This is a genomic window from Aquidulcibacter sp. (assembly GCF_020253525.1).
In the GTDB taxonomy this organism is placed as follows: domain Bacteria; phylum Pseudomonadota; class Alphaproteobacteria; order Caulobacterales; family Aquidulcibacteraceae; genus Aquidulcibacter.
Genome location: NZ_JADCBK010000027.1, coordinates 25722 through 43212, shown reverse-complemented (window position 1 = coordinate 43212; position 17491 = coordinate 25722). Strand labels below are relative to the sequence as shown.

Annotated in this window: 14 protein-coding genes; 6 read left to right on the top strand and 8 right to left on the bottom strand. The window is 56.9% G+C overall.

Annotated features, from left to right (window positions below; genetic code table 11):
* Nucleotides 1-58 precede the first annotated feature (58 nt).
* Both tkt and IOB61_RS03645 read left to right on the top strand, forming a co-directional pair.
* The gene (tkt, locus tag IOB61_RS03650) at nt 59-2029 is read left to right on the top strand and encodes a transketolase (protein ID WP_290812324.1); all 1971 of its coding nucleotides are present in this window, start codon (nt 59-61) and stop codon (nt 2027-2029) included.
* A gap of 2 nt (nt 2030-2031) precedes the next feature.
* Nucleotides 2032-3027, top strand: a complete 996-nt coding sequence (locus tag IOB61_RS03645) for a glycosyltransferase family 2 protein (RefSeq protein WP_290812321.1) — start codon at nt 2032-2034, stop codon at nt 3025-3027.
* Here IOB61_RS03645 and glmS read toward each other — a convergent pair.
* The 4 genes from glmS to IOB61_RS03625 all read right to left on the bottom strand — a co-directional run bounded on the left by glmS (nt 3014) and on the right by IOB61_RS03625 (nt 7008).
* Nucleotides 3014-4837 (bottom strand): glutamine--fructose-6-phosphate transaminase (isomerizing), encoded by a 1824-nt coding sequence (gene glmS / locus IOB61_RS03640; RefSeq protein ID WP_290812318.1) that lies wholly within the window; start codon nt 4835-4837, stop codon nt 3014-3016. The genes IOB61_RS03645 and glmS overlap by 14 nt on opposite strands.
* A 136-nt stretch (nt 4838-4973) precedes the next feature.
* Entirely contained in the window at nt 4974-5927 is a 954-nt protein-coding gene (locus IOB61_RS03635; RefSeq protein ID WP_290812315.1) for an alpha/beta hydrolase, read from the bottom strand.
* A 59-nt stretch (nt 5928-5986) separates the two neighbouring features.
* Complete coding sequence (locus IOB61_RS03630; protein WP_290812312.1) at nt 5987-6457, bottom strand: VOC family protein; 471 nt, start codon at nt 6455-6457, stop codon at nt 5987-5989.
* Nucleotides 6458-6468: 11 nt separating this feature from the next.
* Nucleotides 6469-7008, bottom strand: a complete 540-nt coding sequence (locus tag IOB61_RS03625) for a DUF2244 domain-containing protein (RefSeq protein ID WP_290812309.1) — start codon at nt 7006-7008, stop codon at nt 6469-6471.
* A 108-nt stretch (nt 7009-7116) separates the two neighbouring features.
* Between IOB61_RS03625 and nth the strand changes: the two genes are divergently transcribed.
* The 3 genes from nth (at nt 7117) to IOB61_RS03610 (ending at nt 10318) form a co-directional block, all read left to right on the top strand.
* The gene (nth, locus tag IOB61_RS03620; protein WP_290812306.1) at nt 7117-7866 is read left to right on the top strand and encodes an endonuclease III; all 750 of its coding nucleotides are present in this window, start codon (nt 7117-7119) and stop codon (nt 7864-7866) included.
* A gap of 83 nt (nt 7867-7949) precedes the next feature.
* Nucleotides 7950-9536 carry a bifunctional phosphoribosylaminoimidazolecarboxamide formyltransferase/IMP cyclohydrolase gene (gene purH, locus IOB61_RS03615; protein ID WP_290812303.1) on the top strand — a complete coding sequence of 529 codons (1587 nt, stop codon included), beginning with the start codon at nt 7950-7952 and terminating at the stop codon, nt 9534-9536.
* A gap of 14 nt (nt 9537-9550) precedes the next feature.
* Entirely contained in the window at nt 9551-10318 is a 768-nt protein-coding gene (locus IOB61_RS03610) for a prolyl oligopeptidase family serine peptidase (RefSeq protein WP_290812300.1), read from the top strand.
* Nucleotides 10319-10340: 22 nt separating this feature from the next.
* On the opposite strand, the gene IOB61_RS03605 is transcribed toward IOB61_RS03610, so the two are convergent.
* Together IOB61_RS03605 and IOB61_RS03600 are read right to left on the bottom strand one after the other, a co-directional pair.
* Nucleotides 10341-11738 carry an FAD-binding oxidoreductase gene (locus IOB61_RS03605; protein WP_290812297.1) on the bottom strand — a complete coding sequence of 466 codons (1398 nt, stop codon included), beginning with the start codon at nt 11736-11738 and terminating at the stop codon, nt 10341-10343.
* 36 nt (nt 11739-11774) lie between these two features.
* Nucleotides 11775-12797 carry an NAD-dependent epimerase gene (locus IOB61_RS03600; protein WP_290812294.1) on the bottom strand — a complete coding sequence of 341 codons (1023 nt, stop codon included), beginning with the start codon at nt 12795-12797 and terminating at the stop codon, nt 11775-11777.
* Nucleotides 12798-12999: 202 nt separating this feature from the next.
* On the opposite strand from IOB61_RS03600, the gene IOB61_RS03595 reads away from it, so the two are divergent.
* On the top strand, nt 13000-13434 hold the full coding sequence (locus IOB61_RS03595) for a hypothetical protein (RefSeq protein WP_290812291.1): 435 nt from the start codon (nt 13000-13002) through the stop codon (nt 13432-13434).
* Here the strand turns inward: IOB61_RS03595 and lepA are convergent.
* Nucleotides 13431-15233, bottom strand: a complete 1803-nt coding sequence (lepA, locus tag IOB61_RS03590; RefSeq protein ID WP_290812288.1) for a translation elongation factor 4 — start codon at nt 15231-15233, stop codon at nt 13431-13433. The two genes, IOB61_RS03595 and lepA, sit on opposite strands and share 4 nt — an antisense overlap.
* A gap of 56 nt (nt 15234-15289) precedes the next feature.
* Nucleotides 15290-17431 (bottom strand): alpha-galactosidase, encoded by a 2142-nt coding sequence (locus IOB61_RS03585; protein ID WP_290812285.1) that lies wholly within the window; start codon nt 17429-17431, stop codon nt 15290-15292.
* Nucleotides 17432-17491 lie beyond the last annotated feature (60 nt).

The window sequence follows — 17491 nt, the reverse complement described above, 5'->3', positions numbered from 1 at the left end:
AGCGCCGCCCGAGTCCTATATGCGGTCCGTCATTCAGCCGACGAAAGTTTCACTGCCCATGACCAGCCATGCAGACCTTGCAAATGCCATTCGCTTCTTGTCGATGGACGCCGTTCAGGCAGCCAACTCAGGGCACCCCGGCATGCCGATGGGCATGGCAGATGTCGCGACAATTCTGTTCACCAAGTTTCTGAAATTCGACGCCAAAGCCCCTGATTGGCAAGATCGCGACCGCTTCGTCTTGTCGGCTGGCCATGGTTCGATGCTGATTTACTCGCTGCTCCATCTGACAGGCTATGAAGCCATGACGATGGATCAGTTGAAGCGCTTTCGCCAGATTGGCGCTTTGACCGCTGGTCACCCAGAATATGGCCATGTGCCCGGTGTAGAGACCACCACAGGCCCCTTAGGCCAAGGCATTTCCACCGCCGTCGGCATGGCGATGGCCGAAGCCCATTTGCGGGCGACTTTGGGTGCTGATGTCTGCGACCACCGCACTTGGGTTATCGCTTCAGACGGCGACTTGATGGAAGGCATCAGCCATGAGGCAATTTCCTTAGCTGGCCATCTGCGCCTCAATCGCCTCATTGTTCTGTGGGACGATAATGAGATCTCGATCGATGGGGCTTTATCCGTAGCCGAAACTGGCGACCAACTTCAGCGATTTGAGGCTGCTGGTTGGCAAACAAGCCGGGTAGATGGTCATGATCCCGTCGCACTGGAAGCAGCTATGACTGCTGCCCTCAATTCCGACCGGCCGGTTCTGATCGCCTGCCGCACCCAAATCGGCTTCGGCTCTCCCAACTTGGCAGGGACTGCCAAGACCCATGGCTCGCCCTTGGGCGCTGCCGAAATTGAAGCCACGCGTGCAGCTCTCAACTGGCCTCATGCGCCCTTCGTGGTGCCAGAGGAGATTGTTGCTGCATGGCGCGCTGCCGGTAGCCGCGGGGCGAAGGCCCATGCCGATTGGCAAGCGCGGATGGCAAAGCGGGCCGATCATGGCGCGATCAAAGACCTTTTAGACTCCAAGATCGATGCGCCTAAATTGCGTGCCCTGATCGAAGCACATTGCGCCAGCATGGCAGAGAAAGCCCCGTCTCTCGCAACCCGGGAAAGCTCTGGGGCGGCCTTGGAAGTTTTGGTTCCGGCCTTTGATCTGCTGATGGGCGGCTCTGCTGACTTGACGGGTTCGGTAAACACCAAAGTGGCGGGCATGAAGGGCTTTGGGGCTAATGCCTATCAGGAACGCTACGTGCATTACGGTGTTCGCGAGCATGGCATGGCCGCAGCTATGAACGGTATGGCCTTGCATGGCGGCGTCGTGCCTTATTCGGGCACCTTCTTGGTATTTGCCGATTATCTGCGCCCTGCCCTTCGCCTCGGTGCGTTGATGGAGGTCCGCGCGATCCATGTTCTCACGCATGACAGTATTGGTCTGGGTGAAGATGGCCCAACCCACCAACCAGTCGAGACTTTGGCATCGCTGCGCGCAATCCCGAACGTACATGTTTTCCGCCCCTGTGACCCAGTTGAAGTCGCCGAGTGTTGGGAGCTGGCGCTGCTTGCGCCCAAAACTCAATCGGTCCTGTCCTTGACCCGTCAAAAGCTCGCCTTCCAGCGCAAGGACGGTTCGCCAACAAACCGTTGCGCCCAAGGTGCCTATGTCTTGTCGCCGTCTGTCCTGCCTGAGAAAGCCGTCTTGATTGCAACGGGTTCTGAAGTTGAAATTGCCATGAAGGCCCAAGCCCAATTGGCCGAAGCCGGTATTGGCGTCCGGGTCGTCTCTGCCCCTTGCCTTGAACTGTTTGAGGCTCAAACCGATGCTTATCAACACGAAGTCTTAGGCGGCGATTTGCCCAAAATTGCCATTGAAGCAGCTGTCCGCTTCGGCTGGGATCGTTGGATTGGCCCGACAGGTACCTTCATTGGCATGAAGGGCTTTGGCGCATCCGGCCCCTATCAGGCGCTTTATGCCCATTTTGGCATTACCAGCGAAGCTGTGTGTGCAGCCATTGAGGCACTTGGCTGAACTTGACCGGGCCAAGTGTCTCGATCCTGATTGTTGCCTATAAGAGCCGGGCTCATTTACCGCGCCTGTTTGACTGTCTCGATGCACAAACCTTTCGCGATTTTGAGACAATCCTGATCGATAATGCCTCGCCCGAGGGATCAGAGCCGGACGCGGCAACCCAAGCGCGGGCAACGCACTTTGTCGCCAATCCCATCAACACCGGCTTTGCCGCGGCAAATAATCAAGCGTCAAAGCTTGCCAAAGGACAGTGGATCATCTGCCTCAATCCAGATGCATTCCCAGAACCCGATTGGCTGGAAGCGCTGATGGCGGCAACCAAACGCTATCCAGACGTGACGGCCTTTGGCTCTACCCAAATTTTGGACGAGGACCCGAGCCAGCTCGATGGTGCCGGCGATGTTTATCATGCCTTTGGCATTCCCTTTCGGGGCGGCTATCGCAAGCCCTGGCCCAGTGATCTGGCAGACGGGCAGGCTTTCAGCCCCTGTGCCGCTGCTTCTATGTGGCGGGCAGATGTGTTTGCCCTCTTGGGCGGCTATGAAGAGAGCTATTTCTGCTATTGCGAAGATGTCGACCTTGGATTTCGCCATCGCTTGGCAGGCGGGGAAGTCGTACAACTCGCCGACGCACAAGTCCGGCATATGGGCTCGGCCTCCAGCGGGCGACTATCGGATTTTGCGGTCTATCACGGCACGCGCAACCGGCTTTGGACCTTCATCCGAAATATGCCAGGCGCGCTATTCTGGCTGTTGCTGCCGCCGCATCTTGCAGCGACGCTTCTGCTCTGGGCCCATACCGCTTGGCGCGGGGCAGGCCCTGCCTATGGTCGCGGGCTTGGCGATGGTCTGAAGGGCTGGGGCCAAGCGTGGCAAGCCCGAGGCGCTATACAAGCCAAACGCACGGTCAGCTTATCGGGTCTTATCCGCCAATTTGCTTGGTCGCCCTTAAGCCTGTTGAAGCGCGCGATTGTGTTGCGTCAGATCACTCGACCGTAACCGATTTTGCAAGGTTACGCGGCTGGTCCACATCGGTGCCTTTGGCCACCGCCACATGATAGGCCAATAAGTGGATCAAGGGTGAATAGACAATCGGGGCAACAAAGGGATCGGCCTTTGGCGCTTCAATCGTATGACGCGCGACATCACCAGATTCCTCAATCCCCAAGGCGTCTGAGAACAAAGTCACCCGGCCTTTGCGCGCGGCAATTTCCTGAACGTTGGAGATCGTCTTCTCAAACAAATGGTCATGCGGAGCGATGGCAAATACAGGCGTGACTTCATCGATCAAGGCGATAGGCCCATGCTTCAACTCACCAGAGGCATAGCCTTCGGCATGGATATAGCTAATTTCCTTGAGCTTCAGCGCTGCTTCCAAAGCAATCGGATAAGCCATGCCACGGCCAATATAGAGGATGGAGCGGGCGTGGCTGGCTTCTTCTGCCGCCGCTGCAATCGTGGCCTCAACCTTCAGGGCTTCGCGGATCAAGCGCGGGGTTTCCATCAAAAGATGCGCCAGTCGGCGTTCCTCATCGCGATCAATCGTCTTGCGTGCCAAGGCAGCAGCGACCGAGATTGCCGCGAGCGCTGACAATTGGGCGACGAAGGCTTTGGTGGATGCCACGCCGATTTCAGGGCCTGCCAAGGTTGGTAGCACTGCATCAGCCTCGCGCGCGATAGAGCTTTCCGGAACATTGACGACAGCAATTGTCTTCCAGCCCTTGCGTTTGCACAGGCGCAGGGCCTCAAGCGTATCGGCAGTTTCACCAGATTGAGAAATGAACACAGCGGCCGCGCGGCCTGCCGCGACAGGCTCGCGATAGCGGAATTCAGAGGCAATATCGGTCTCGCACGAAAGACCAGCCACTTGCTCAAACCAATATTCCCCGACGCGGCCAGCTAAATAGGCCGTCCCACAGCCAATGATCCATAATTGGTCGATCTGGGCGAAATCAACGCCAAAGTCGGGCAGGGTTACGCGCTCTTCTAGCGGGTCCACATAATGGCCGATGGTGCGAGCAGCAGCATCAGGCTCTTCGTGGATTTCCTTTTGCATATAGTGGCGATAATTGCCTTTTTCGACCGCTGCCGCACTGGCGGCGACCGACTTGATCGGACGCTCAACCGGATTGCGCGCCACGTCATAAACCGCATGGCTGGTCCGGCTTAGTACCACCAGATCGCCCTCTTCCAGATAGATCACGCGATTGGTGAAGGGGGCGACGGCAATACCGTCTGAGCCCAAATACATCTCGCCCTCACCAACACCCACGACCAAGGGGCTGCCTTGGCGCGCACCAACCAATAAATCCTCTTCACCGGTGAATAGGCAGGCAATCGCAAAAGCACCGCGGACCCGCTTTAAGGCCTCAATCACGGCATCCTTTGGGCTGGCCCCCAGATCCAAGGCGCGCGAGACCAATTGGGTGATGACTTCGGTATCGGTTTCAGAATCAAACGTGCGGCCTTCAGCTTCAAGTTCTGCCCGCAGGGTTCGGAAGTTTTCGATAATGCCATTATGCACCACCGCGACGCGGTTGGTTGCATGGGGGTGGGCGTTACGCTCAGACGGCGCACCATGGGTTGCCCAGCGGGTGTGACCAATGCCGATGAGGCCAGGTAAAGGCGCGGCAACCAAGACGTCTTCCAAATTCTTGATCTTGCCTTGCGCGCGACGGCGCTCAATCTTGCCATCTACCAAGGTAGCGATGCCCGCGGAATCATAACCGCGATATTCCAGCCGCTTTAGCGATTCAATGAGACGCGAAGTCACCGCCTCTTTGCCCAAGATTCCAATAATGCCGCACATTTAAAAAGCGCCTTTCAAGTCTTGCGAGACTTAGTACATGTGCCGTGTTGATAGAAAGCTTCCGCCAGAGGCGCCACCCCTAATACTGTCACTCTTGGTGACAGCGCGTTGCATCACCCGATCAGAGCTACCCAAATTAGGGGGCAGGCTTAAGATAGACTTGTTGCAAGAAAGTATCGACTTCCTTCGCTGTCGCAAGCGCGACCTCTTCTTGCGGCAAATGACCAATATTGGGGTAAGAGACAAGCTTTGCACCCTTAATTTCTTGGGCAAAACGCTTGGCGTCGGCGAACGGAATCCAAGGATCGGCTTCCCCCCAAATCACGAGTGTTGGTGCGGTGATGGTTGGGATTTTCTGATACGCATTTGGGTCGTCGGGGCCTGCCCGCATGCGAGCCAGAGTGGCTTGCCGATTGCCTTCGCGCATCAAGAGATCATGGTACCGCTTGACCATTTCTGGCGTCACCAAAGCATCATCCACAATGACTTGTTTCAGATTGGATTCAATCATGCCCTTGGTGGTTGCGCGCGAAAAAATCTCGCCAATCACCGGCGTGCGGGCCAGACGGAATACTAAAGGTGGCTTGCCTGTTTCGCGCGGATAGCCAGCCGCATCAACCAAAATAAGGCCTGCGACTTTCTCAGGATGGGCCAACGCATAGCGCCATGCCACGCCACCACCCATAGAATTGCCACCCAAAACAAAGCGATCCACTTTGAAATGCCGGGCCAGGTCATCCACAACTTGCACATAGGCGGTGCTTGAATAGACGCCACTCTTTGAGGGGCCGGTTAGGCCATGGGCGGGAAAATCGAAACTAATCACCCGCCAATCATCTTTGAGCTCAGCCACCCAAGGCTCCCACGTGTGGAGAGACGCATTGGAACCATGGGCAAGAATCAAGACGGGCGCATCGCGCTTGCCCTCATCACGCACATGCAGGCGGACACCATCGCTAATTGAGATGAATTGCGATGCAGGGGATGTGTAGCGGGCTTCGGCAACCGCGCGTGGCAAATCTGGGCTACAGCCGACTGTCGCAAAGCCAGCAAGTGCTACCCAAATCAAAGCTAAAAGTCGTTTTTGCATCGTGCCGGCCTCCCTCTATCTGTTTATCCTTGTTGGTTGCGCACGCCTGCTCAACCAGATTACCACGTCCCAATGTTGGGCGCGCTTGCCCAAGGCTCTTGCGGGGCTAGAGCCGCACCGCGCTGCAGAAGCTCAACCGAAATCCCGTCGGGTGACCGCACGAACGCCATATATCCGTCGCGCGGTGGGCGGTTGATGGTGACACCACGGGCGGCCAAGTGCGCGCACAAGGCATAGATGTCATCGACGCGATACGCCAAATGACCAAAATTACGCCCGCCATCATAGGCGTGCTCGTCCCAATTATAGGTCAGTTCTACCATGGGCAGGCCACCGGGTAGGCCGCTTTGTGGCGCTTCGCCTTGCGCCTTAAAGCGCTCGGCATCCACTGGGGCGGCTAAAAACACCAAGGTGAAGCGGCCCTTCTCATTCTCAGTCCGGCGAAGCTCTACCAGCCCTAAACCACCACAAAAGAAATCCAAGGCGGCGTCCAGATTGCCGACGCGGATCATGGTGTGCAGATATTCCATTTTGAGACCTTTCAAACAGTCACTTCTGTTGGGTAGCGTTCGCCGCGTGCTTGTTCTAGCGCGGCTTTCAGGGCGGCGGCAAATGCCACGCGCTCGTGCGGCGACAGACAGGTCGCTAAGGGCAAGCTGGCCCCTCCGGCAGATAAGGTCACTTGGGTCTCATATTCATTGATCTCGTCAACAATCACGCGGGCGAAGCTGGGGCTGACGCGCCACCATCCGACTTTGCCGCGATGGCACGTCTTTGAGATCGCAACTTGCGCCGCACTCACCTTCACAGTTTCGCATTCGCGTGCGCCTGCTTTGAAATTCACCTTAAACGCCAGATAGACCAAAATGACATCCAAACCGAAAAACCCAATCACCGGCCACGCACCAATCGAGAGAAAGGCCAAACCGGCAAAGAAGCTCATGGCCGCAAGCGATAGCATAACGATCTTGAAGCCTTGGTGGGATAGAGAACGGTTTGGGCGCAATACCGCGTCCATATAAATGGCGTCGCGCTGATCAAATTCAGGGGCATTTGGAAGGGCGGTGATCGACGTACTCATGCCCCCTAAGCTAGCGCAAAGTCTGCGAAAGCACAGTTGCAGAATGTAGAAGGCGACAGTTTTTTTGAGGGGCTAGCGGGGCTTGCCGCAATTAGCTATGCCGGGGCCATGGCCACAAAAGCAAAAGTCGCAAAATCCAAACTAAAAGCTGCCGAGATTGCCGCCCTCTATGCGCAATTGGCGGCAGAGCGTCCTGATCCCAAGACAGAGCTGGACTATACCAATCCCTATACGTTGGTGGTCGCCGTCGCACTGTCTGCTCAGGCAACCGATGTCGGCGTCAATAAAGCCACCAAACGGCTATTTGCCGTCGCCGACACGCCGGAGAAGATGGTCGCCTTGGGTGAAGAAGGTGTCGCCAATTATATCAAAACCATTGGCCTGTGGCGCAATAAAGCGAAGAATGTCATCGCCTTGTCGGAGTTGCTGATTGAAAAATATGGCGGCGACGTGCCCCGGAACCGGGATGCCTTGACCGAATTGCCCGGCGTTGGCCGCAAAACGGCTAATGTCGTTCTCAACGAAGCCTTTGGCGAGCCGACGATTGCGGTGGACACCCATATTTTCCGCGTCTCAAACCGGACGGGTCTCGCCCCGGGGAAGAACCCTGATCAAGTCGAAGCGGTGCTGGAACGTGTGACGCCTGATGCGTATAAGAAGGGCGCGCACCATTGGCTGATCCTCCATGGTCGCTATGTTTGTGACGCGCGCAAGCCTGCCTGCTGGCGCTGTGGCATTGCTGAGATTTGCAAGTTCAAGACGAAGACTCCAAACCCCGCAGATGCGCCCAAGAAGGCCAAGCCTACAACAAAAAAGCCTGTCAAAAAGACAGCCAAACCCACCCTTGCCAAGGGCTGAGTCCAGCCTGTCGCCACGGGCCGATTCGCAGCCTATAAGCGGGCGCACCCCTTTTGTGATCACCCTCCGCCGGAGCCTTTGCCATGTCCACGATCCGTCCCGTCCGCCGAGCCCTTATCTCGGTTTCCGATAAAACGGGGCTGATTGAGACAGCACAGCAATTGGCCGACCAAGGGGTCGTTCTGGTTTCAACCGGTGGCACCAGTAAAGCTTTGGCGGCGGCAGGTTTGGCCGTCATCGATGTTGCCGATGTGACCGGTTTTCCTGAAATGATGGATGGCCGGGTCAAGACCTTGCACCCGGCCGTGCATGGCGGCTTGCTCGCCCTGCGCCATGTGGCCGAGCATGAGGCGGCGATGACCCAACATGGCATTGAGGGCATCGATCTGTTGTGGGTCAATCTATACCCCTTTGAGGCGACCCTAGCTTCTGGCGCAGACTTTGAAACATGCGTTGAGAATATCGATATTGGTGGGCCTGCTATGATCCGCGCCGGGGCAAAGAATTTCGACTGGTGTGCGGTGGCAACCGACCTTGGTGATGTGCAGAAGGTCTTGGCCGATATGTCGGCCCATGGCGGCACACAAGAACTCACCCGCAAGCAATTGGCCGCCAAGGCCTATGCCCGTACCGCGGCCTATGATGCTGCCATTTCAGGCTGGTATGGGGAACAAGTGGGCGAAGCCTCCCCAGATTGGCGGGCTTTTGGCGGGCCCAAGGTACAAAGCCTGCGCTATGGCGAAAATCCCCACCAAGTTGCAGCCTTTTACGCCACCACTGAAAAGCGCCCCGGTGTCTCCACCGCCCGTCAGCTGCAGGGCAAGGAATTGTCCTACAATAATCTCAACGACACCGATGCCGCTTATGAATTGGTCGGGGAGTTTGATGCGAGTGAAGCAGCCGCTGTTGCCATTATCAAGCACGCCAATCCGTGCGGTGTGGCGATCGGCGCTTCTTTGACCGACGCCTATATGCGCGCCTTGGCTTGCGACCCAGTTTCGGCCTTTGGTGGCATTGTCGCATGTAACCGCAAATTGGATGGGGCTGCGGCTGAAGAGATCGTCAAAATCTTTACCGAAGTGGTGATTGCGCCTGATGCGGATGAAGATGCCCAAGCCATCTTTGCCAAGAAGAAGAATTTGCGCCTCTTATTGGCTGGTGGCCTACCAGACCCCACACAGCCAGGCCTGACCTTCCGCACCTTGGCCGGCGGCTTCTTGGTGCAAAACCGCGATACCGGACGGATTATGGCCCCAGACTTAAAAGTCGTGACCAAACGGGCCCCGACCCCGCAAGAATTGACGGACATGCTGTTTGCCTTCCGGGTCGCCAAGCATGTGAAGTCTAATGCGATTGTCTATGCGAAGGACGGTGTCACCGCAGGTATTGGCGCAGGCCAAATGAACCGCCGCGATTCGGCCCGTATTGCTGCGGTTCGTGCGGTAGAAGCAGCGGAGACGGCCGGATGGAGCCAAGCAGCCACCATCGGCTCGGCCTGTGCCTCTGACGCCTTCTTCCCCTTCGCCGACGGTCTGTTGCAAGCGGTGGAGGCAGGTGCCACGGCCGTCATTCAGCCCGGTGGCTCGATCCGCGATGATGAAGTGATTGCTGCTGCCGATGAAGCGGGCATCACCATGGTGTTTACGGGCATGCGCCATTTCCGGCACTAGAAGGACTTGGGCGGATGAAGAAATTCCCCCGCGAGACATTAGACGCCCGTGCTGGGCGCCTGCTTGTCCATTGTCAGATTTTCAAACCAGAGGGCAAAGGCCCATTCCCAACAGCTTTTCTGTTTCATGGATGCGGCGATAATGATGGCCCGCAACCGGGCTATGCGAAGGCAGCAGCGGCAAAGGGGATCGCCAGCGTCGTGGTGGATTCCTTCCGTCCGCGCGACATCAGCCTTACCGAAGCGCGGATTTTGGTGTGTACGGGCCTGCGGCTTTGGGGTCGGGAGCGGGCTGGCGATTTGATTGCGCTGATGCACTGGGCGCGGGGGCAAGACTGGGTGCAAGCCGAACGTCTGGCCGCAGCGGGTTGGAGCCATGGCGGCTGGACCGTGATGGATGCACTAGCCCTTGGCCCGGAAGTGGCAGAATTTGCGGATTTAGAAGGCGTCCCCGCCGATCCACTTGCCGGGCTTTCAACGGCTTTTCTCGTCTATCCTTGGTGCGGCCTCGGTGCCCAAACCCTGCGCAAGGGATGGCGAAAGCCTATTCCAGCCTATCTGATGCTGGGCGAAAACGACACGCTGTCTGGCACGCACCTGCCCCTCAAAGCTGCCGATAAAGTCCGCCACTCAGGCGCGACAGTTGAGACTTTCATCTATCCCGGTGCCACCCATTCCTTTGACGAAGAAACCTCCGTCAATCCCACGTTCCGTTTCAATCCTGAGCAAACCGCCGATGCGCAAGCGCGTTTCGCCGATTGGATGGCGCGCCACCTTCTTTAGCGCCCAGCTTAGTCCGCCAAGACTAGAGCAGCACGCGCGGGTTCATGATGTTTTTGGGATCAAAGCTTTGTTTGATGGCGCGCATCAGGGTCAGATGGGCGTCAGGCTCCCGCCGCAGAAATTCATCGCGTCGGCTGATGCCAATGCCATGTTCCGCCGAGATTGAGCCATTGAAGGACATAGCAACATCATGGATCGCCTCATTCATTTGGGGCACCAGCGCCTTATAGGCCTCTGCCGACATCGAACTGGGTTGGATCACATCATAATGGATATTGCCATCGCTACAGTGGCCAAAGGCGACCACGCGCGCGCCCGGTGCCACTTTTTCTGCGGCGGCGTCGGCCAATCTCAAGAAAGCGGGAATCTTGGAGACGGGAACCGAAACGTCATGCTTGGCCGCCACACCTTCTGGCTTTTGACACGCGCTCATCTCTTCGCGCAAATACCAGAAGGATTTTGATTGCGCCTCATTTTGCGCGACGACGACATCCGAGGCGAGGCCCGCTTCCAGCGCGGAGGTCAAAGCCTCTTCCACTTTTTCAACAAGGTCCGCACTGGGACCTTCAAACTCAACCAAGGCCAGCCATGGTGAAGGTGCGCTAAAGGGCACCCGCACATTGGGAATGTTTTTGAGCGCCAGCGAGACGCCCAAGTGATTCATCACTTCAAAAGCTGCGACAGCGGCGGTTTCTGCCTCGAGCCGGTGCAGCAATTCAACCGCCTGCTCAGGCGTTTCCAAAGCGAGTAATGCGACCGTCGTGTAGCGCGGTTGGGAAACCAATTTCAGGGTTGCAGCCGTGACAAGACCCAAGGTTCCCTCAGCCCCAATGAACAATTGCTTGAGGTCATAGCCCGTATTGTCTTTGCGCAGGGCCGATAGGCCTTCATACAGCGACCCATTGGGCAGCACCGCCTCTAACCCCAAGATTTGGGCGCGCATCATGCCGTGGCGGCGCACATGAACCCCGCCCGCATTGGTCGAGATCAGACCGCCGATGGTGGCAGAACCTTCTGACGCCAGACTTAAGGGAAAGCGTTTGCCGATTTGCCGTGCGGCGTCTTGAACTTGCGTCAAAATAACGCCCGCCTCTGCGACCAAAGCATCATCGACCGGATCGATCGAACGAATGGCATTCAGGCGCTTGGTTGAAATCAGGACTTCGCCGCGCGGAATTTGCGCACCAACCAGGCCCGTATTGCCGCCTTGGGTCGTCACTGCCAACCCCGTTTCATGGCATTGGCTTAAGATCATTTGCGCCTCTGCGGTGGAGGCTGGCATTAGCAGGATCGGCGCAGAACCACTCCAGCGGTCGCGCCATTCAATCAAATGAGGGGCGATCAGGTCAGGATCTTCCGTCCAGCCTTGCGGCCCGATGAAGTCTTTAATGCGGGTCAAGGTCGAAAATTGCGCGTCCATCTGCGGCCTATAGGTTCATGCTGAAAAAGATTGGGCCTAAAGCCCGTGATAGTCTCGGTACCAATCCACAAAGGCCTTCACGCCGACTTGGATGGGTGTGGAGGGCTTATAACCGATTGCGGCAACAAGTGCAGTAACATCTGCGGAAGTATCGGGTACATCGCCGGGTTGCAGCGGTAACATTTGCAAGATGGCCTTCTTGCCCACGGCCTGTTCGATGGCGGCGATATAGTCGGCCAAAACAACCGGATTATTATTCCCGATGTTATAAATGCGAAACGGGGCTGACGAGGACGATGGGTCTGGGGCGTCGCTGTTCCAGTTTGGGTTGGGTGTGGCGATCAGATCGCTGGTACGGACCACGCCTTCAACAATATCGTCCACATAGGTGAAGTCGCGACTGTGATGGCCGTAATTGAAGACTTGAATAGGTTCTCCGGCAAAAATCGCCTTGGTGAATAGATAAGGCGACATATCCGGCCGGCCCCAAGGGCCATAAACGGTAAAGAAGCGCAGACCCGTGGTCGGCAATCCGAATAAGTGGCTATAGGAATGGGCCATAAGCTCGTTTGCGCGCTTGGTTGCCGCATAAAATTGTAGCGGATGGTCGGCACCATTGGTCTCAACAAAGGGCATATGTGTATTGCCACCATAGACACTAGATGTGCTGGCATAGGTCAAATGTGCGATTTTGTGGGCCCGGCAGGCCTCGAGGATGTGGGTAAAGCCGACGATGTTGGAAGCCACATAGGCGCGCGGATTATCAAGCGAATAGCGCACACCAGCTTGTGCAGCCAAATGGATGACCCGGTCAAAAGCATGGTCTGCAAAACAGGCGTCAACGGCTGCGGCATCGGCAAGGTCTGCGCGGATGAAGCTGAAGCTACCTGCTGCCTGGGCCGCCACTTGTTCTAACAGCGCCAAGCGGGCTTCTTTAAGCGCAGGATCATAATAATCATTGACCACATCAAAGCCGACGACATCATCGCCACGCCGCAACAGGGCAACGGCAGTATGAAACCCAATAAAGCCGGCGGCTCCTGTGACCAGCACGCGCATGTTTCCGTCCCTCATAAATGGGCCCAAAGGGGGCGCGCCTCATCGCAAAAAAGCCGCAGCCAAACCCTGTTACCCAGATGTGCATCATTGCTGGATTGGTTTGCGAATGCCACCGTCTCGCGCAGACAAGATAACGTCGCGCGTAATTGAAGCTGAAGCCGCGTTTCCTTTAGTCTGCCTCAGACTTGGAGAGGGAGGATAGATGATGGCAAGTCTCTGGCGGCGATGGGTGATCGGCTGGTGCTATCTGGTTCTGGCATTGGGCCTTGTCTTTACGGGCAGTGCATGGCCGCAAACCGACGCGGCGGTCCGCCTGTTTTATGATGTGATCTATTGGCCCTTAGACGGGCAAAGTGGCTGGCATGAAAGCCTGCGCCTGACGGCAGCCATTCTGGGCGCGGTGATGATGGGTTGGGCGCTGACCCTGCTCACTTTGGTGCAAACAGCTTTGAAGCACCCTCAGCTCTCGCTGTGGCGACCGATGACCGGGGCCATTCTGGTTTGGTGGGTGGTCGATAGCAGCATTTCAGTTGCGCTGAACACGCCGGGCAATGCGCTGTCCAATACTGGCTTTTTGCTGCTTTATCTGATCCCAGTATTGGCGAGCGGCGTCTTGAAGAAGCCAAACCAAGCTTAGTCGGCGTCCATTTTCAAGGCGGCGATGAAGGCTTCTTGCGGGATATCGACGCTGCCGAATTGGCGCATGCGCTTCTTACCAGCCTTCTGCTTGTCGAGCAGTTTGCGTTTGCGACTGGCGTCGCCGCCATAGCATTTCGCCGTCACATCCTTGCGCATGGCCGAGATGGTTTCCCGCGCAATCACGCGGCCACCAATGGCGGCTTGAATGGGGATTTTGAACAGATGCTGCGGGATCAAATCCTTCAGCTTTTCGCACATAGACCGACCGCGCATTTCGGCGCGCCCTGCATGGACCAGCATGGAAAGCGCATCAACTGGCTCTTCATTCACCAGGATCGACATTTTGACCAGATTGCCAGCCTTATAGCCTTCAATCGTATAGTCGAAGGACGCATAGCCCTTCGAGATACTCTTTAGGCGATCATAGAAGTCAAACACCACTTCGTTTAGCGGCAACTCATAGACCAGCATGGCACGCGTGCCGACATAGGTCAGCTCACGCTGATTGCCGCGGCGGTCTTGGCACAGCTTCATAATGCCACCCAGATATTCGTCTGGGGTCAGGATCGTGGCCTTGATCCAAGGCTCTTCAATCGCCTCAATCGCCATCACATCGGGCATGTCGGCGGGATTGTGCAGATGCAACGTCTCGCCATTCTTCATCTTGATTTCATAAACCACCGAGGGGGCCGTTGCGATCAGATCAAGATTAAATTCGCGGCTCAAACGCTCTTGAATGATCTCCAAATGCAAGAGGCCCAAGAAGCCACAGCGGAAGCCAAAGCCAAGCGCGGCGCTGGTTTCCATTTCAAACGAGAAGCTGGCGTCATTCAAACGAAGCCTTCCCATCGCGGCGCGCAAATCTTCAAAGTCAGCGGCATCGACGGGGAAAAGGCCGCAGAACACCACTGGCTGGGCTGGCTTAAAGCCCGGCAGCATGCTGGTGGTTTGGCGACGTTCTTCGGTGATGGTGTCGCCCACCGCGGCATCGGCCACTTCCTTGATCGAGGCGGTCAAGAAGCCGATTTCACCTGGCCCCAACTCATCCACCTCGGTGATCTTGGGCTTAAATACGCCGACACGGTCGAGGCTATAATTCGCCCCGGTCGCCATCATGCGGACCTTCATGCCCTTTTTCATCACGCCATCAATGATGCGAACCAAAACCACCACGCCCAAATATTGGTCGTAATAGGCGTCCATCAGAAGCGCTTTTAGCGGCGCATCGCGGTCGCCCGTCTTAGGCGGTGGCAAGCGGGTGATGATGGCTTCCAACACATCCTCAATGCCAAGACCGGTTTTAGCCGAGATCATTACAGATTCTGATGCATCAATGCCGATCACTTCTTCGATCTGGGCTTTCACCCGATCAGGCTCTGCGGCGGGAAGGTCGATTTTGTTGAGGACTGGCACGATCTCCAGATCGGCATCAATCGCCTGATAGACATTGGCTAGGGTCTGCGCCTCCACACCTTGGCTGGCATCGACGACCAACAAAGCGCCCTCGCAGGCGGCCAAAGAGCGCGAGACCTCATAGGCAAAGTCTACATGGCCCGGGGTGTCGATCAGGTTCAGAATATAGTCTTGACCCTCACGCCGGAACTCAAGCCGCACGGTTTGCGCCTTGATCGTGATGCCGCGCTCGCGCTCAATATCCATGCTGTCGAGCACTTGTTCCTTCATCTCACGCTGGGTGAGGCCGCCCGTCAATTGGATCAGGCGGTCAGACAAGGTGGACTTGCCATGGTCGATATGGGCAACGATGGAGAAATTGCGGATGTTTTCACGGGGAGTCATGGGGTCGACATAGCCTGACAGGCCCTAAGGGGAAAGGGCCAGATACCGTTAAGCGATCAATCTGGCGTGTGCGCGCGCAGATGGAACATCAAGACTTGCTCTGGCGCGGTCAGAGGCAGGCCCATGCCAACCTCTTGCAACAGCCGCCCAGTCATCACGTGACCTGCCCCCGTAAGATCCAATGCCTCCACGGAGGAGCCCGCCGACCACGAACGGAATTTTGTCGGCCAGACAAGTTTCACGAGATAGCTCATGTCCGGGTCAAGGCCATGGAATAGAACGCGCGGCAAAAGGCGTTGAACTTGGCTGCGCATAATCGCGATGGAATAAAGCGCTTCGGTTTGATCTTGCGCGATGACGCCCATGCCCAACAACTCGTCAGAGGTCTTCAGGCGCACCAGATTGCCAGTATGCAGCAGCTCTCGATGGGCCTTATGGCACGCAATGGCCTCTTTCAGGATCGCAAGTTCCGTGTCGGATTCTTCCAACAAATTGAGCTCAAGACCCATATGGCCAATCATGGCGGTCCCTGCCCGCATCGCCATGGACAAGGTGCGGCCCGTAATGTGACAGCGGCGGGGGCCAACATGGGCACCCAACACTTCCAACGGGAAGAAAAAGCTTGCCCCGCGCTGGATATCTTGGCGGTCCAAGGCGTCATTGCTATCGGATGTCCAAATCCGGTCGGTATAGCTGAGCACGCCGTAATCAGCCCGCGCGCCGCCTGAGGCACAGGATTCAAACTCCACCTGCGGATGGGCCATCCGTAACCGTTCGAGCAAGGCATAAAGCGCTTGGACTTGGGCATGCGAGCGTTGATAGCCCTGATGGTCGCCAGGATGGCTGATGTCCCGGTTCATATCCCATTTGACATAGCCAATGGCATGGTCGCGCAAAATCGCGTCGATGCGCTCAAACAAATAGTCGGAGACTTCGGGCCGGGAAATATCCAATACCACTTGGTTGCGAAACGGCACTTGCTCCACATGGGAAAGGCCCAACACCCAATCGGGATGGGCGCGATACAGGTCTGAATCAGGATTGACCATCTCAGGCTCAAACCAAATCCCCATCTCCATGCCGAGGCCCGTCACATAATCAATCAGGGGCTTTAAGCCTTCCGGATAGACGTCGGCTGAAACATACCAATCGCCAAGCCCGGAGGTGTCATCGCGGCGGGAGCCAAACCACCCATCATCCAGCACAAAACGCTCTACCCCCACCGCCGCGGCGCGGTCGGCAATGGCTTTGAGGCGATCAAGGTCATGGTCAAAAAAGACGGCTTCCCACGTATTATAATGGACCGGGCGGACTTTGGCGCGCGTCTCGGCCCGCAAGATTTGACTGCGGACATGGGCGTGGAAGCGCTGGCTGAGGTCGGAGAGACCTTCGCGGCTATAGGCGGCGTGGATGGTGGGCGCGTGGAAGGTTTCGCCCTGCTTCAGCCGGATTTCACCGGGGCCTAACAGCGCGCCAAGCCCCGCAAAGACCCGCCCGTCATGCAGACTATCCACCCGCATGCGATGATTGCCACTCCAGCCCAGATGCAGGCCATAGGCCTCCCCTTGCACTTCATCTGTGGTGTCGCCGCACAAAATGAGAGCGGGCAGGCCATCGTGCGAGGTGCGACCCCGACGGCTTTCGCGTAGATAAGTACCCGCAAAGCGCTTCACCCGTTCGCGCTGAAACTCCAAAGCCCAGCGACCAGTAAAGCCGATCAGATCGGTCATGTGATTGGCGATGGGCAGCACCGCTGTGGCACATTCACTGACCTCTAATGGCCCCTCGCCCAGATTTGTGAGGGCAGACTGGATGGTCAAAACGCCCGTGACGGCGTCGAGCCGCAGGTCATAGGTCAAACCGACCTGCGTGTGGTCGTCACGGCACGCAATATGGATCGTGTCGCCCGCTTGTGTGGCCTCTGTCACGACAAACCGGCTACCCCAATCTTTTCCCGCGCGGTGCACGACAATGCCGGATGGGCCAAGCAGGCCGAGGCCCGCCTCCATCGCCAGCGACGCATCGACAAACACATCAGAACTGCCGGGTCCGCCCTGATGGCTGGCGAGTGCCTTGAGGACCTTCGGGTCCACATCATCCGGCAAGCCTGTTCCCCAATGCAAAATTGCGGGAGGAGATAAGGGCTTTACCGCCACAACCAGACTTGCCCCACCGCCATGCAGGATCAGATTTTCCATAATGATGTCGTTCCCAATTCTAGGTCTATTCTGTTGCGCTGAGAAAGCCCGCTTTTATTT

Excerpts from the sequence above, each read along its gene's own strand:
- tkt (WP_290812324.1), top strand. The coding sequence starts at position 59 with ATGACCAGCCATGCAGACCTTGCAAATGCCATTCGCTTCTTGTCGATG.
- glmS (WP_290812318.1), bottom strand. The coding sequence starts at position 4,837 with ATGTGCGGCATTATTGGAATCTTGGGCAAAGAGGCGGTGACTTCGCGT.
- IOB61_RS03635 (WP_290812315.1), bottom strand. The coding sequence starts at position 5,927 with ATGCAAAAACGACTTTTAGCTTTGATTTGGGTAGCACTTGCTGGCTTT.
- IOB61_RS03630 (WP_290812312.1), bottom strand. The coding sequence starts at position 6,457 with ATGGAATATCTGCACACCATGATCCGCGTCGGCAATCTGGACGCCGCC.
- IOB61_RS03625 (WP_290812309.1), bottom strand. The coding sequence starts at position 7,008 with ATGAGTACGTCGATCACCGCCCTTCCAAATGCCCCTGAATTTGATCAG.
- nth (WP_290812306.1), top strand. The coding sequence starts at position 7,117 with ATGGCCACAAAAGCAAAAGTCGCAAAATCCAAACTAAAAGCTGCCGAG.
- purH (WP_290812303.1), top strand. The coding sequence starts at position 7,950 with ATGTCCACGATCCGTCCCGTCCGCCGAGCCCTTATCTCGGTTTCCGAT.
- IOB61_RS03610 (WP_290812300.1), top strand. The coding sequence starts at position 9,551 with ATGAAGAAATTCCCCCGCGAGACATTAGACGCCCGTGCTGGGCGCCTG.
- IOB61_RS03605 (WP_290812297.1), bottom strand. The coding sequence starts at position 11,738 with ATGGACGCGCAATTTTCGACCTTGACCCGCATTAAAGACTTCATCGGG.
- IOB61_RS03600 (WP_290812294.1), bottom strand. The coding sequence starts at position 12,797 with ATGCGCGTGCTGGTCACAGGAGCCGCCGGCTTTATTGGGTTTCATACT.
- IOB61_RS03595 (WP_290812291.1), top strand. The coding sequence starts at position 13,000 with ATGATGGCAAGTCTCTGGCGGCGATGGGTGATCGGCTGGTGCTATCTG.
- lepA (WP_290812288.1), bottom strand. The coding sequence starts at position 15,233 with ATGACTCCCCGTGAAAACATCCGCAATTTCTCCATCGTTGCCCATATC.
- IOB61_RS03585 (WP_290812285.1), bottom strand. The coding sequence starts at position 17,431 with ATGGAAAATCTGATCCTGCATGGCGGTGGGGCAAGTCTGGTTGTGGCG.